This is a genomic window from Vibrio sp. RM-41-2B, assembly GCF_024744415.1.
GTDB classification, from domain to species: Bacteria; Pseudomonadota; Gammaproteobacteria; order Enterobacterales; family Vibrionaceae; genus Vibrio; species Vibrio diabolicus.
Window position 1 is genome coordinate 241,064 of the sequence record NZ_JAMQWD010000015.1, and the last position, 14,294, is coordinate 255,357.

11 protein-coding genes are annotated in these 14,294 nt (G+C 43.6%); 4 read left to right on the plus strand and 7 right to left on the minus strand.

Features of this window, described 5'->3' with window-relative positions; genetic code table 11:
- Window positions 1-64: 64 nt before the first annotated feature.
- The 3 genes from NB463_RS11295 to NB463_RS11305 form a co-directional block, all read right to left on the minus strand.
- Window positions 65-532: an OsmC family protein gene (locus NB463_RS11295; RefSeq protein ID WP_258431229.1), complete on the minus strand. Its 468-nt coding sequence runs from the start codon at window positions 530-532 to the stop codon at window positions 65-67.
- 98 nt (window positions 533-630) lie between these two features.
- Window positions 631-2,988 (minus strand): ATP-binding protein, encoded by a 2,358-nt coding sequence (locus NB463_RS11300; RefSeq protein ID WP_258431228.1) that lies wholly within the window; start codon window positions 2,986-2,988, stop codon window positions 631-633.
- On the minus strand, window positions 2,981-3,949 hold the full coding sequence (locus tag NB463_RS11305; protein ID WP_258431226.1) for a cytochrome-c peroxidase: 969 nt from the start codon (window positions 3,947-3,949) through the stop codon (window positions 2,981-2,983). The genes NB463_RS11300 and NB463_RS11305 overlap by 8 nt, the downstream gene beginning before the upstream one ends.
- Window positions 3,950-4,594: 645 nt before the next feature.
- Between NB463_RS11305 and NB463_RS11310 the strand changes: the two genes are divergently transcribed.
- The 3 genes from NB463_RS11310 to NB463_RS11320 all read left to right on the plus strand — a co-directional run bounded on the left by NB463_RS11310 (window position 4,595) and on the right by NB463_RS11320 (window position 9,743).
- Window positions 4,595-7,318, plus strand: a complete 2,724-nt coding sequence (locus NB463_RS11310) for an EAL domain-containing protein (protein WP_101911934.1) — start codon at window positions 4,595-4,597, stop codon at window positions 7,316-7,318.
- Window positions 7,319-7,573: 255 nt separating this feature from the next.
- Window positions 7,574-8,950 (plus strand): NfeD family protein, encoded by a 1,377-nt coding sequence (locus tag NB463_RS11315; protein WP_085344417.1) that lies wholly within the window; start codon window positions 7,574-7,576, stop codon window positions 8,948-8,950.
- Window positions 8,951-8,960: 10 nt separating this feature from the next.
- Window positions 8,961-9,743, plus strand: coding sequence for a slipin family protein (locus NB463_RS11320; protein WP_005373196.1), 783 nt, complete (start codon window positions 8,961-8,963; stop codon window positions 9,741-9,743).
- A gap of 84 nt (window positions 9,744-9,827) precedes the next feature.
- Here the strand turns inward: NB463_RS11320 and NB463_RS11325 are convergent, their stop codons facing one another.
- Window positions 9,828-10,232: a globin gene (locus NB463_RS11325; RefSeq protein WP_005392547.1), complete on the minus strand. Its 405-nt coding sequence runs from the start codon at window positions 10,230-10,232 to the stop codon at window positions 9,828-9,830.
- Between the two features lie 238 nt (window positions 10,233-10,470).
- Between NB463_RS11325 and NB463_RS11330 the strand changes: the two genes are divergently transcribed.
- Window positions 10,471-11,127: an NAD(P)H-dependent oxidoreductase gene (locus NB463_RS11330; protein WP_031780265.1), complete on the plus strand. Its 657-nt coding sequence runs from the start codon at window positions 10,471-10,473 to the stop codon at window positions 11,125-11,127.
- A gap of 103 nt (window positions 11,128-11,230) precedes the next feature.
- On the opposite strand, the gene choV is transcribed toward NB463_RS11330, so the two are convergent.
- From choV to NB463_RS11345, 3 genes are all read right to left on the minus strand, one after another.
- Window positions 11,231-12,409, minus strand: a complete 1,179-nt coding sequence (gene choV / locus NB463_RS11335) for a choline ABC transporter ATP-binding protein (RefSeq protein ID WP_006741028.1) — start codon at window positions 12,407-12,409, stop codon at window positions 11,231-11,233.
- 2 nt (window positions 12,410-12,411) lie between these two features.
- Window positions 12,412-13,254: a choline ABC transporter permease subunit gene (gene choW, locus NB463_RS11340; RefSeq protein ID WP_005392552.1), complete on the minus strand. Its 843-nt coding sequence runs from the start codon at window positions 13,252-13,254 to the stop codon at window positions 12,412-12,414.
- Window positions 13,255-13,332: 78 nt separating this feature from the next.
- On the minus strand, window positions 13,333-14,271 hold the full coding sequence (locus NB463_RS11345; protein WP_005392553.1) for a choline ABC transporter substrate-binding protein: 939 nt from the start codon (window positions 14,269-14,271) through the stop codon (window positions 13,333-13,335).
- Window positions 14,272-14,294 lie beyond the last annotated feature (23 nt).

Below are 14,294 nucleotides of genomic sequence, written 5' to 3' on the forward strand. Positions count from 1 at the left end.
CAGCAGCCGGACTGCTGGCTTAACACTATTCGGTGATACACTGCGCTTTGAAGAAGAGCTTCATTTAATCCGCAATAAGCGTCGTCACTTCAGTTTTAACCGAATTGGCGATAAAACAATTCTCATGAGCCATGTGGTGCATTTTTTCTAATTGAGATCGTGTCGGTTTATCATCACCAGCAAATGTTATTTTAGGGTTTAGTGTTACCTTAGACACCCATTCTTTCCCATTTTCACCTTTTGTCAGCTCTCCTACTGCATCATCTAGGTAGCGATCCACAACGTAACGTCGTTTCGCCGCAATAGAGAGAAAAACAAGCATGTGACAACTTGAAAGTGCCGCAACAAATGCTTCTTCCGGATCAACGTTTTCTTCTACAGATAATGGCAACGGCACTACGTGTGGAGATGGTGACGCAGGGACTTGCAACCCGCCATCAAACTTCCAAATGTGCGCCCGACTATACTGGTTATCACTGAACACTTCGTCAGCTTCGCGATGCCATTCGATTAAAGCGGAATGCTTACTCATTCTAACTCCCTGATTTTCTCATTGACGAATCAACACATCCATTCACGTCATAGTAAACCATAACGAAACAAGGTAAGGAACGTATGAACTCAGAGACGTTACAAAATTTGTTGAGGATCGACGTTTTTTTTCTGTATGTCATCCAGAAGTCGATTAGCCTGATGGATGTTAACTTGTAATCGGTTGATTAGCATCTGTAACCGCTCAATTTCAGGAGTTTGCTTCGCTTTGAGCGCGTTTTCTAGCGCCTCCGTTTGTCCAGCTAAAATCGGCAAACCAAGGTTCAATGCCATGCCTTTTGTTTTATGCAACGTGTCTTCTAGAGACGCGAAATCTTCAGCCATAAAATAATCAATAAGTTCATCAACCGATGATTCAAAATCGACAATAATACTTTTTAGTAGCTCATCTATCGCTTCCGGCGCTTCTTGCAAAGAAATGAGCATCTCTGAACTGGATAACTCTTCTTCTGTCAGCCGTAACTTCTCTATTGGCTTGCGCTGCAATTGGAGAACATTGTTGTCATTCGTTAATGGTAGATTTTCTTTTGGTTCGAGCCTCGCCGCAAACTGTTTAAGAGCGTCAGAAAAGCTCTCTTGCTGTAGCGGTTTTGTAAGCACATGATCCGCTCCGGCTTCAATAAAGCTATCATGCGCCTCACGAAATACATCAGCCGTATACGCAAAGAGTAATGTCTTGATACCTAACTCTTGTCGAATCACACGCGTCGCTTCAACACCATTCATCTCAGGCATGTGATTGTCCATCAGAATCAGGTCATATTCGTTATCTCTCGCCTTTTTAACCGCCACCAATCCGTTTTCAGCAACATCCACCTCATGTCCCAACTTTTCGCAAAACCCTTTCGCCACAATGGCGTTCACTCGATTATCTTCAGCAAGCAATATCTGCAAATTGTGTGTTTTCTTGCGAGTTTTTGGAGGCTCTTGTGCCTTTGGAAGTTCGCATTCAACCCAAGGAATGGGCAGTTCGACGATGAATTGACTTCCGACGCCCTGCACACTTTTCAAAGTAATCTTGCCATCCATCAAGCCAGTTAATTTTTTAACTATTGCCAAACCAAGCCCTGTGCCTCCAAATTTTCGGGTAGTTGAAGAGTCGGCTTGCTCAAACGAGTTGAAAACATGTTCTTGCTTGTCTAGCGCGATACCAATACCAGTATCACTCACAATCATCACCAAGCAATGATTTACCTTATCAAGTTCCGTTCTGATTAACACATGCCCTTCACTGGTAAACTTCACCGCGTTGCCAGCAAGATTAAACAAAATCTGTCGTAAACGTGCGCAGTCTCCGGTAAATCCAACGTATTCAGGCACTTCATTTTCCACGATCAATTCGATATTTTTTTCATCGATGAGCGGTTTTATTGCGCTACACACAGGAGAAATGACTTGATCTAAATTGAACTTAGCCTGTTCAAATTCCAGTTTGTTTTCTTCAACTTTAGAGAAATCCAAAATATCGTTGAGAATCGTCATCAAGTGTTGGCCAGAATCAAGAATGACTTTCACGTACTCTTTAGTCGTCGGCTCTTTGGTTTCCTCTGCAATCATTTGAGAAAGGCCTAATACACCATTCATCGGCGTTCTTAATTCGTGACTCATTGCGGCGAGAAAACTTGATTTGGCTTTTGCTGCTCGCTCGGCTTTATTTCGCGCCTCCTCGATTTCGAGGTTCAATTGTTTCAAGTTGTACATTCGATATTGCGACTGATACAAAAATGCGCTGACTAACAACATCACGGCAATAAAAACAAACAACCAAGTGAAACGCGCTTCACTTTGGGCAATATTGAGCAGCCGATGCTCCGCATCCTCGATAAAAACAAAGTATCCATGATCAAGCAGTTCATTCGTGAGTAGTTCTATCCTCTTATCGCTCGCTTGAAGCCGATCTAAGAAATTGGCTTCACTTTCACTCTCAACTACGTTTTGTGTCAAAAGCAGTTGGTTGAGAAACTCAAAATAGTGATGCCCACTCAACGTCTTTCGGGTATCGGTAGAAATATCTTGCTGATATAAGTTGAATAGCATTAATAACGCGTATTGATTCTCCACCTGAACGCCAATCAACATATCGAGCTTCAGCGTTGTATCAAGCACACGGTTTTTGAATAGATTGAGCGTATCCTCAACTTTTTTATGATTGGGCGTAACAGGGAACCAAACTGACTCCCTTGATGAATTTAGCAAGTTCTCAGCTGCGACTTCTATATCCACTAAAGATGTCGTCAGTTCATAATTCTTCCTATCTTCAACCGCATATCGATTCACGATAACATCGCGCTCTTCAATCAACTTGTGCCCAATATCCGTCAACTCCGCGTGGAATTCTTGTGCACTTTTTGAATTCACATGTGACATGTACGCCAATACACAACACGTCAGCATGGCAATAAAAAAGCAGATATTAACGAGTTTGAATTTACTCATTTTCCAACACCTCTAAAATCACGGGTCTGGGTGCTGTCAAAGACTGTAAGAACGCTTCAATATCAGCGACACTTTCATCGCTCATCGTAATTCCGAGCTGCGTTTTCGCCATAATCTGTATCGCCTCAGATAACTGGTCAACTCGTCCGTTATGAAAATAAGGGCTTGTTAGGGCGACATTACGTAAACTGGCGACTCTAAAATAGAATTGTTCTTCACTTTCCGTCGTAATCAGGTGCCGTCCCGAATCCTCTACTACTGGCTTATCTTTGAAATAGGCGAACCTTTGTATCATCGCTCCGCCAATATTTTTGCCCTGATGACACTGTACGCAACCTGAAGACTGAAATGTTTTCCACCCCCTAATTTGCTGCTCACTGAGGACATGGGTGTAACCCAGTAAGTAGGCATCGAATGGTGCACCTGGAGTTTGGAGCCCTTCGACAAACTCCACAATGGCGGACTTAATATTGTTAATATTAATCGGTAGCTCACCATCACGACTAAATAGCGCTTGATAACGTTCGCTTCCTTTCACGTACTGCTCTATTGTTTGCCAGTTTGAGTCCATTTCTATTGGATTGTGGATTGGCCCATCAATCTGAGCCATCAAGGTGTTTTCGGTACCATCCCATAAAAAACGATAATTTAACGCTGCATTAAACACTGTGATGGAATTTCGAGTTCCATCACCTTTCACTCCTGTAGAAACTGGTGTATTTTCAGTGCCATTGGTTTGCAAGTTGTGGCACGTCGCACAACTGACGCTACCGTTTGAAGATAGCTGAGGATCACGAAAGAGATGCCAGCCAATTCTCGCCAGCTTAATATCTACGACAGGGTCACCTTCTATCGGCTGAACTAACGAAATATCACCTAGCACCTTAGCATTTCTTGCGATTGTTGCTTGGCTCAAAATGAGTGTCACAACAACTAATGTGATTATGCTGAATTGCCTCATCAACTGCATACCTTACACTTGCCATTAGTATGAAGTTAGTTGCATTTTTAGGTTTTTTCCATTAATGGAAAACGGTTACCAGAGCTGCACGTGGAGGGACTTTTATTTAAAGCTCAGATAAGGAGCAAATGACGAAGGCGAGTAACGAAGAATTGACTCGCTTCGTGGAGTTATGTGTGCATATTGAATTCTAGATTTAGCTTATAGAAGCCAGCAACCTTTGAACCCAAGTAATCTCACCATAGGAGATGAGATCGAAGATAGTAAAGAAAATGGCACAGATAATGGCCAGTTTGACCAAGCGTTGAACAATAAACATCATAATTACCCATCATTTTTTCGCAGTTTACTATTACAAAAGAAGTTTAGATACAGAAGAAAAGCACTAGTTACACTAATAGACTGTTTTATAAAAAGATTTATACCTTTACTAGCTGCACGATTAAACCGTAATTTGAATGCGCGGTACGTTATTGAGCATTTTAATTGCAAACGCGAAAATCTAGTAATTAGAGCAAACGTTTCACTTACCATATCAGCTCAGCAAATCCTTCATTTTATCTCTATAATTTGAATCTATATCAACAATTTCTGTTAGAACATGTCGTACACTTTCAGTGAATTAACATCTATAACTATTTTTTAATGAAAACACTTCGCTTGTTTAACTTGAATCTTCGCTATAAAACCGCCTTATACTTTTCATTAGGACTGCTGGGCATGGTCATCAGCTTCCTTTTTATTAGCCGTTATTTTTTCCTGTATAGCTTAGATGAGCTCGAAGACATGGAAATTAACCATGCGAATCAGCAAGCACTCGCTGTCATCGACATGATGGTGAGCCAGCAAGAAAGCGCCTCATACGACTGGGCGTACTGGGACGAAACATACGATCTGTTTGTTGATCGTGATATTGCGAAATATACCGAGCGAAACCTTTACACAGAGAGCATTGATGCGTTAAACCTCGATATGATGGCATTTATCACGACTAATGGGCAAACCCTGCTCTCCTTAACTCGTGAGGATAACCCCGACACTTCTTCAGAACTCACCGCTAAAATGGCGAATCAACCTACTCTTCAAGATTACATCAAGTCCATGAATCACAAGCTTGATATCCATAGAGAGAGCATCTCAGGGTTGTTTAAAATCAACGATACTATTTGGGGTCTTAGCCTCAGCCCAGTTAGAAATAGTGAAGGCGACCGCCCTTCTAACGGATGGATGCTTTGGGGAAGAAACCTATCTTTGCGCTTTCCTGGAGACTTTAAATCCATTTTAACTGCGGAAAACTCATTAGAGACGCAGATGGTAAGTGGATCAGACAGTAGTGAGATGCGGGATATAGAGAAGACCTCGCGGTCAATAACAAAATGGGCCTCACTCTCTGATTTATCTGGTGAACCAATCGCATGGCTAAAAACGAAAACACAGCGAGAGCATTATGCGAAAGGTAATACGCTATTCATGTACCTGTTTGCAACGGTTGGCGTTGTGGCATCAATCATCGCTGCGGGTACCTACATCACGTTTAAAAATAAGGTCGCCACTCGCTTTAATCATTTTGCTGAAGGAATAAGCGAAATCGCCTCTCAATACCAGCTTGAAGGCTTGCACTCTGTAAAAGTAGACGAATTAGAGTTAGCGACAAAACTGGTACAAAAGCTCTCTGAAAATACATCGTTAACCCAACTGCAATTGAAAGACTCGATGGAAAAGTTTGGTGCTCTGTACCATAGCTCCTCACTGGGCATGCTAATTGTTATCGATCGTAAAATTGTCGATGTCAACCAACGCGCGTTAGATCTGTTGAGCTACAGCAAATCGCAATTGATAGATCGTCCTCTAGACACCTTGTGCCCATCGGAGGACGATGAATGTCGAGTTGACGCAATGTTCAGAGAGCTGAAAAACGGTAAAACACAATTCGAAGCGCAGGTGCTCGATAGCAATACAGAAGAAATCGACTGTTTGATAGAAGCCACGCTCATTCAACATCATGGTCAAAGTGCACTGATGTTATTGCTTCAGGATATGAGAGAGACAAAACAGCAAGCAGAAATGATCCAAAAACTCACCGACTTTGATCCGGTATCCGGTTTCTGTAACCGTCCTGTCATTCTCAATGCTCTGCACGAACTCGTAGAGACACGGCCAAACCATTTTTCGTTTGTGTACATTAACAGTAAGACTCTCAAACAAATTGCAGGGGTATACGGTCACCTCATTTTTGATGAAGTGATTCAATACATCGCATCCGCTATACGCGAGCAATTAGGGGCATTCCAAATAGGCCGAATTAGTGAGCATGAATTTATCGTTTTGATTCCAGATATCGAGCACCACCAAAAAGCGATAGATGCTACCAATCGATTACTGAATCATTTGTCACATAAGGTCCAGCTCTCCGGGATCATGATGTCATTAGACAGTAAAGCGGTGATGATGGACCTAAACATTACTCACCAGTCTGTCGAGCATTTACTGCTTGCAGCACGTTTCTCATCGCAATCCGCTAAGGGTCGTCACTCTCACGAAGTATTAGTCATTGATGAAGAACTATCAGAGCAGGCGGAAACGTCTATGGTGATCAATCGCGATTTAGAAAATGCCATTAGACAAGATGCGATTAAACCTTTTTTCCAGCCTATCGTGGATGCTAAAACCACTGAAGTTATTAGCTTCGAAGCACTTGCTCGTTGGCAACATCCAACATTAGGGATGATTTCACCAGAAGTATTTATTCCGATGGCAGAACAAGGAAAACTTATCGTCGAATTGGGAGAGTCCATTCTCAAACAATCGTGCGAATTTATCAGTCGGCTCAATGGAGTTCGTCATGCGCAAGGTCTATCGATGTTAAGCGTGCATGTGAACTTAAGTGCGCAGCACTTTTATCATTCCGGACTGATGCCCTACCTAAAAAAAGTGATGGCTCAATACAACCTCTCTGCGGGCCAGCTTGTGCTTGAAATTACCGAAAGTATGTTGATGGGCGGAGAAATAGAATCAATCCAAAGCATTCAAGACATCAAGCGACTTGGTGTTGGACTCGCTTTGGATGATTTTGGTACTGGATACGCATCATTCAGTAGCGTATGTAATTTTCCATTGGATATTGTGAAGCTGGATAAATCTTATATCGACGAGATTGAAACCAATGACAGAGCGAAAACACTGGTAAGAAACATTGCTAACATGTCTCAAGAGTTAGGGTTAACTATTGTCGCCGAAGGTGTTGAAACCGCGAGCCAAGTACGCAAGCTTAAAGTTTGGAATATTGATGAGTTGCAAGGGTTTTACTTCCACAAACCGATGCCTGCCGAGCAAGCACTCGTTCAATTTTCTCGCCACGTAAACAGTTAGTCTCTCTCCTCTAAGACACATTAGGAAGGCAAAGTGATTACCGTCACTTTGCCTTTTTGTTGAACCTTTTCACACCAGACGCCCCACGATTAGTGACTACCGATATTCATATTAAGGCCCGTAGTCTCAGATGTGCCATGATAAATGCTGATATGACTAATTCGAGTGATCAATTACTTATTTGCACTAGTATTACTGCGTATATACTTGAATTAGGTTTTCAAAAAGTCCCTGTGACCGCACAAGGAGGACTGCATGAAACGACTATGGATATGGGTCTTACCTTTACTATTGTTTGCTAGTCAAGCACTGGCCAATACTGTCTGGATTGTTCCCGTCAAAGGCGCTATAGGTCCTGCTACCAGCGACTATTTGTCTCGTGAGATAGAAGAAGCGCAACTCAACGGTGTCAGTTTAGTGATCTTAGAGATGGACACTCCTGGCGGCTTAGACAGCGCAATGAGAGATATTATTCACGCGATTACCACCTCCTCCACTCCAATTGCGACTTGGGTTGGCCCGTCAGGATCTAGAGCGGCTAGCGCAGGGACATATATTTTACTCGCCAGCCACGTTGCCGCCATGGCTGAAGCCACCAACCTTGGCGCGGCAACACCCGTCGCGTTAGGTGGTGCCCCTCAGCCCCCTTCATCGGATGATGGCAAAGATCAAAACGCGGAAGAAACGTCAGAAGGAACCAACGAAAGTTCAGAGAAAGTTCCTGCGAAAACCGCGATGGAGAAAAAGGTGATTAATGATGCTAGAGCCTATATTAAAGGCTTAGCAAAGCTTCATGGCCGAAATGCAGAGTGGGCAGAGAAAGCAGTGAGCGAAGCAGCGAGTTTGGACGCCACAGAGGCATTGGAATTAAACGTTATTGATTATATAGCCAACTCACCAGAGGATTTAGTCAAAGCCATTGATGGACAAACAGTTAAAGTTAACAATCGTGATGTGACATTGTCACTGGAAAATCCCGTATGGATTGAAAGAACACCCGATTGGCGAGCAGAAATGCTAGCCGTTATCACAAACCCAAACGTCGCCTACATCCTGATGCTCATTGGTATCTACGGTTTGCTTCTTGAGTTTTACAACCCAGGCATTGGCTTACCCGGCGTGTTGGGTGGTATTTGTTTGCTCCTCGCCATGTATGCATTACAAATGATGCCTGTGAACTACGCTGGGCTTGGTCTGCTGTTACTCGGAATTGCACTGATGATCGCAGAAGCATTCAGTCCGAGCTTTGGCATTTTGGGCTTAGGTGGCGTTGTCGCCTTTGTGCTCGGTTCCATCTTCCTCATGGACAGTGAGTTGCCAGGGTTTCAGATCGCCCTTCCTTTAATTTTCGGTATTTCTATCTTTTCTGTCGCGCTGATCGTGTTGACGGTCGGCCTGCTGCTCAAAATACGACGACGACGTGTGACAACAGGTTTAGAAACTTACCCAGGGAAAATCGCTGTTGTGAGCGATGACTTTATCGATGGCGAAGGGCGCGTTCAACTTGACGGTGCGCTATGGAGAGCCAAAACCAAAGACCATCAACAACTCAAACAAGGTGATCATGTCACCATTGTGAATGTGAAAGGGCTGACCTTAACCGTGATGCCTGATGACCGCCAAAATAAATAGGAGGCGCTTTATGATGCTCTATACTGTTGCGGTGATCGTGGTGCTGTTGTTCGCACTTGCGACCCAAATGTTTAAGGTTTTGAGAGAGTATGAACGTGGGGTTGTATTCTTTCTTGGTCGCTTTCAAGAAGTAAAAGGCCCTGGCTTAATCATTCTTATCCCATTTATCCAACAAATGGTACGGGTGGATTTACGTACTGTCGTTTTGGATGTGCCGACACAAGACTTGATAACCAAAGATAACGTGTCTGTACGCGTCAATGCGGTTGTTTATTTCCGCGTAGTCGATCCTCAAATGGCAATTAACAACATCGAAAGTTACAGCGATGCCACCAGCCAGTTAGCGCAAACCACGCTGCGATCAGTATTAGGTCAACATGAACTGGATGAATTACTATCAGAGCGCGAGCGTCTCAATAAGGATTTACAATCCATCCTCGATCAACAGACTGATGACTGGGGCATCAAGATTGCCACGGTTGAAGTCAAACATGTTGATTTAAATGACAGCATGGTCAGAGCGCTAGCGCGTCAGGCTGAGGCAGAACGTAACCGTCGTGCGAAAATAATTCATGCTACCGGTGAGCTAGAAGCTTCTAATAAATTAAAAGAGGCAGCTCAAATGCTCAACGAAGCGCCGAATGCGCTGCAATTGCGTTACATGCAGACCCTCACGGAAATCACAACAGACAAAACATCGACTATTATCTTCCCAATGCCGATCAATCTTGTCGAAGCCGTCAGTGATATCGCCGAAGCGGTAAAAAAGAATAAAGAGACACAAGATAAATAAAAACCATATTCAAGGAAGTAAGCTGTTTACACGTTACTTCCTTGCTTTAACTTGCTTGTTTTCGAAGAGTATTTAGTTTCTCTTTTAGTGTTTGGAGCACTCCCGCTTCATTACCGACAAACCTGTGTTAAAACAAGCTCTCCACGCTGTTTCGACATCATCGTCGTATTCAAAATCACACTCTTGAACCGTTTCGATAAGGCTTTCAAACCAAACATCAATATCCTGTGGTTCAATGCCAATATCGGAACTCGCATGCTTCTTACCATATTTCTCCACCATCTTGTGCGCCTCGTTAGAGGTATCGGCCATCATAAAAAACACGATAGATCCTCTAAGCATTCGCACCTGTTGGTGCATGTCGACACCATCAAACTTTTGTCTGAAGCTTGTACTTTTTGACCATAAATTCTTGTAAAACAAGTCGAAAAAGCCTTGGTTCGCGATACAACGTTCATAACTATCGTTGAAAACTTGAATCACGTTCATGTTGCTCTCCATTACTCTCTTAATATGAGTGTAATTTAATAATCATCAAAAGCATCTAAATGATGATGCCTAACCCTATGAAGCACACCAATTTTCAATAAAAAGTAAAAAGTGATTCAAATAAACGCCCTCTTATCAATGAAAAAATATCCCGTATTATGAATCCATATTCGAGGTACGCATGGTTGTCGATGCTAAGCGCATCCTCATTTGCCACAAAAATAAAAAGGATACAAACGTGTCTCATCAAATCATTACTGATCTAAACAGCCGCTACACTGCTAAAAAATACGACGAAACCAAACGCGTTTCTCAAGAAGATATGGCAATCATCAAAGAAGCACTCCGTCTTTCAGCGTCTTCAATTAATTCGCAACCGTGGAAATTCATCGTGATTGAAAGTGATGAGGCCAAGCAACGCTTCCACGATACATTTGCAAATATGCACCAATTTAACCAGCCACACGCGAAAGCCGCGTCACATACGATTCTGTTTGCGTACGATCCAAACTTCACCAAAGAGAAGTTCGCGAAACGTGTGGATGCCGAAGTAACGTCTGGCCACCTACCGGCGGAAATGTACAACAACTTTATGGGCGCCTACGCTTTTGCCGATGCAAATACGGATGAAAATGGCTTTAACGGAAACTGGACAAAAGCACAAGTCTATTTAGCGCTAGGCAATCTACTACACACCTTGGCTCGTCTGGGTATTGACTCAACGCCGATGGAAGGGGTAGATCCAACACTGATTGGAGAAGTATTCAAAGAAGAATTAGAAGGCCATGTCTGTGAAGTTGCACTGGCGATTGGCTACCACAAAGACGGGGAAGATTATAATCATGGTCTACCAAAAGCTCGCCTTGCGATGGATGATGTAATTACGACTCTATAATCGACCGTTTCCTTAGCTTAACTATTTATATCATTGTTTAAACCAAAAAGAGCCGCACTAATATGCGGCTCTTTTTTAGCTTGGCTTCAACTCTAGTCTAACTTTATGCCACTTGCTCGGACTTAAAGTTACCAAGTAATGCATCGTAAAGCTCGTTGTCGCTTAACACACCAACTAACTGATTGTCCTCCACCATAAGCAGAGGCTGATTGCTGCGCTGCTTAAGCTCAATCGCTTCTCGCATACTGATTTCCGGGCTAACCTGAACCAGCGAATTTTCGTTTACCTCATCAAGGTTCGAAGAATCGCTCTTCCATTGAACCAACGACTTATCTGTATCCGCTAAGCTTAAGCCTTTGCTCTCTTGGGTCACCCAAATATCTTTGTCAGGGCAAATTAGAACACGCTCATCTTCACGAACTAAGTCGTCACGCATCAAAGAGCGTCCCTTAAGTACGTTCAATGGATTAGTGTGGGCAACAAAGTCAGCCACATAATCGTTTTCTGGAGCAAGAATGATCTGTTCTGGCTTGCCGTGTTGAATCAGTTTTCCTGATTCCATAATGGCGATGTTATTACCGATTTTTAGCGCTTCATCCAAGTCGTGGCTCACAAAAAGAATGGTTTTGTTTAACTTTTCCTGAAGCAAAATCAATTCATCTTGAAGCTGAGCACGAATCAATGGGTCAAGCGCTGAAAACGGCTCATCCATTAACAAGATATCTGTGTCCATCGCGAACGCTCGCGCTAGGCCAACACGCTGCTGCATACCACCAGAGAGCTCGTGCGGGAATTTCGTTTCCCACTCAGACAAACCGACCATTTCGAGCTGTTCACGCGCTTTTTTACGGCGCTCTGCTTTGCCAATGCCTTGCATTTCTAGACCAAACGCAACGTTATCTAATACCGTTAACCATGGCATCAATGCAAACTTCTGAAACACCATGGATACGCGGTGAGTACGAAGGTGGCGCAACTTCTGTTCGTCACAGTTAGAGAGCTCAACCATGTCGTCGCCGTCTTTAATTTTCAGAGAGCCACGAGAAATTTCGTTCAACCCGTTAACTGTTCGCAGCAAACTTGATTTACCCGAGCCTGAAAGCCCCATCAAAACACAGATCTCACCCTGTTTCACGTTCAGCGAAACATTATCAACCCCAACCACTTGGCCAGTTTCGTCGATGATTTCTTGTCGAGACTTGCCTTGGTCTAGTAGTGCTAACGCTTGTGACTGCTGCTGACCAAAAACCACATCAAGATTTTGAATAGTAATAGCGTCCATGATTAAGCCTCCTTCTGGTTTGGTGCTTTACACAAGCGGTCAAGAATGATGGCGACCAGTACAATCGCTAAACCCGCTTCAAAACCTTGCGAGATGTTTACGGTATTGAGTGCACGTACGACTGGCTTACCAAGTCCATCAGCACCAACAAGTGCCGCAATGACCACCATAGAGAGAGACAACATAATACATTGCGTAACACCGGCCATAATACTTGGTAATGCCGCAGGTAATTCCACCTTAAACAGCAACTTCATGCGGCTTGCACCAAATGCTTTGCCCGCTTCCAGTAGCTCCTCCGGCACTTTAATAATACCGAGGTACGTCAATCGAATTGGCGCAGCGATAGCGAAAATGATGGTCGAGATTAGGCCAGGGACAATACCTAAGCCAAACAGAACCAAAGTTGGAATTAGGTAAACGAATGTCGGTACGGTCTGCATCAAATCGAGGATTGGTCGCAACAAGGTGTATAACCAAGGACGGTGTGCCGCCATAATGCCCAACGGCACGCCAATTAATACGGAAATCGTTGTCGCTGCAAACACAAGGACAAAGGTTTCCAGCATTTCTTGCCAGTAACCAAGGTTGAGAATTGCGAGCAAGGCCAACACGATGAATACAACAAGCGGAATGCTGCGGTGTAAGAACCAAGCAATTGCCGCCGTCATAATGATTGGCGCTGCAGGTGGCATCCATTTAAAAATGTCCACCACGAAAAGAATGATCGTTTCAAGTGTAATAGAGATTGCATCGAAGAAACCCGATGCATTGATGGTTAACCAATCGACGCCAGTTTCCATCCATTGGCCCAACGGTAGTTTGTTGTCCGTAATAAAATTCAAAATAAAACCTTTGTGTTAATGAAGCGGGCATGACTGCCCACTTTCTTTTTCAAAAAAACGCGCTTAAAAACTGCTTAATTAAGCGTTAGTTTTTAAATAGTTTGTAATTGCTGTTACTGCGTCTTGACCATCCACCGTCTTAACGCCTTCTAGCCACGCTTCAATTTGTTCTTGGTTTGCGTTCAACCATGCTTGCGCTGCTTTCGACGGTTTCTGCTTCTGGTTGAGAATCGCTTCCATCAATTCGTTTTCCATTTCTAGGTTGAATTCTAGGTTTTTCACTAGCTGACCTACATTTGGACACTCAGCAAGGTAGTTTTTACGTACGTTTGTGTACACATTCGCGCCGCCGTAGTTAGGGCCGAAGAAGTCGTCACCACCCGCTAGGTATTCCATTTCAACGTTGCTGTTCATTGGGTGCGGGGCCCAACCTAGGTACACAATCCATTGGTTGCGGCGCGCAGCACGTGATACTTGAGACACCATGCCAGCTTCACTGGATTCAACTAGGCTGAAGTCTTTTAGGCCGAATGCGTTGCTATCAATCATTGATTGAATTAAGCGGTTACCATCGTTACCTGGTTCAATGCCGTAAATGCGGTCTTTAAATTTGTCGGCATGTTTTACTAGGTCAGCGAAGTTGGTCACGCCTGCGTCATAAACGTACTTTGGAACCGCGAGTGTGTATTTTGCGCCGACGAGGTTCGCTCGTACGGTTTCAACGGTACCTGCATCACGGTATTTCGCGATGTCACCTTCCATTGTTGGCATCCAGTTACCTAGGAAAATGTCGATATCGCCATTGGCCATAGAAGAGTAAGTAACGGGTACCGATAGTAGATCGGTCTTCGTTTTGTACCCCAACCCTTTTAGCAGCTCAGATGTCACGGCGGTGGTCGCCGTAATGTCGGTCCAACCTACATCTGCAAAACGTACCGTTTCACATTGGTTGGCATAAGCGCCTGTTGCTAAAGTACTTAGTGCGATTGTTGAGAAGATTTTTGTCATCTTAGACATATTGAATTCCTTGTAATGATTAC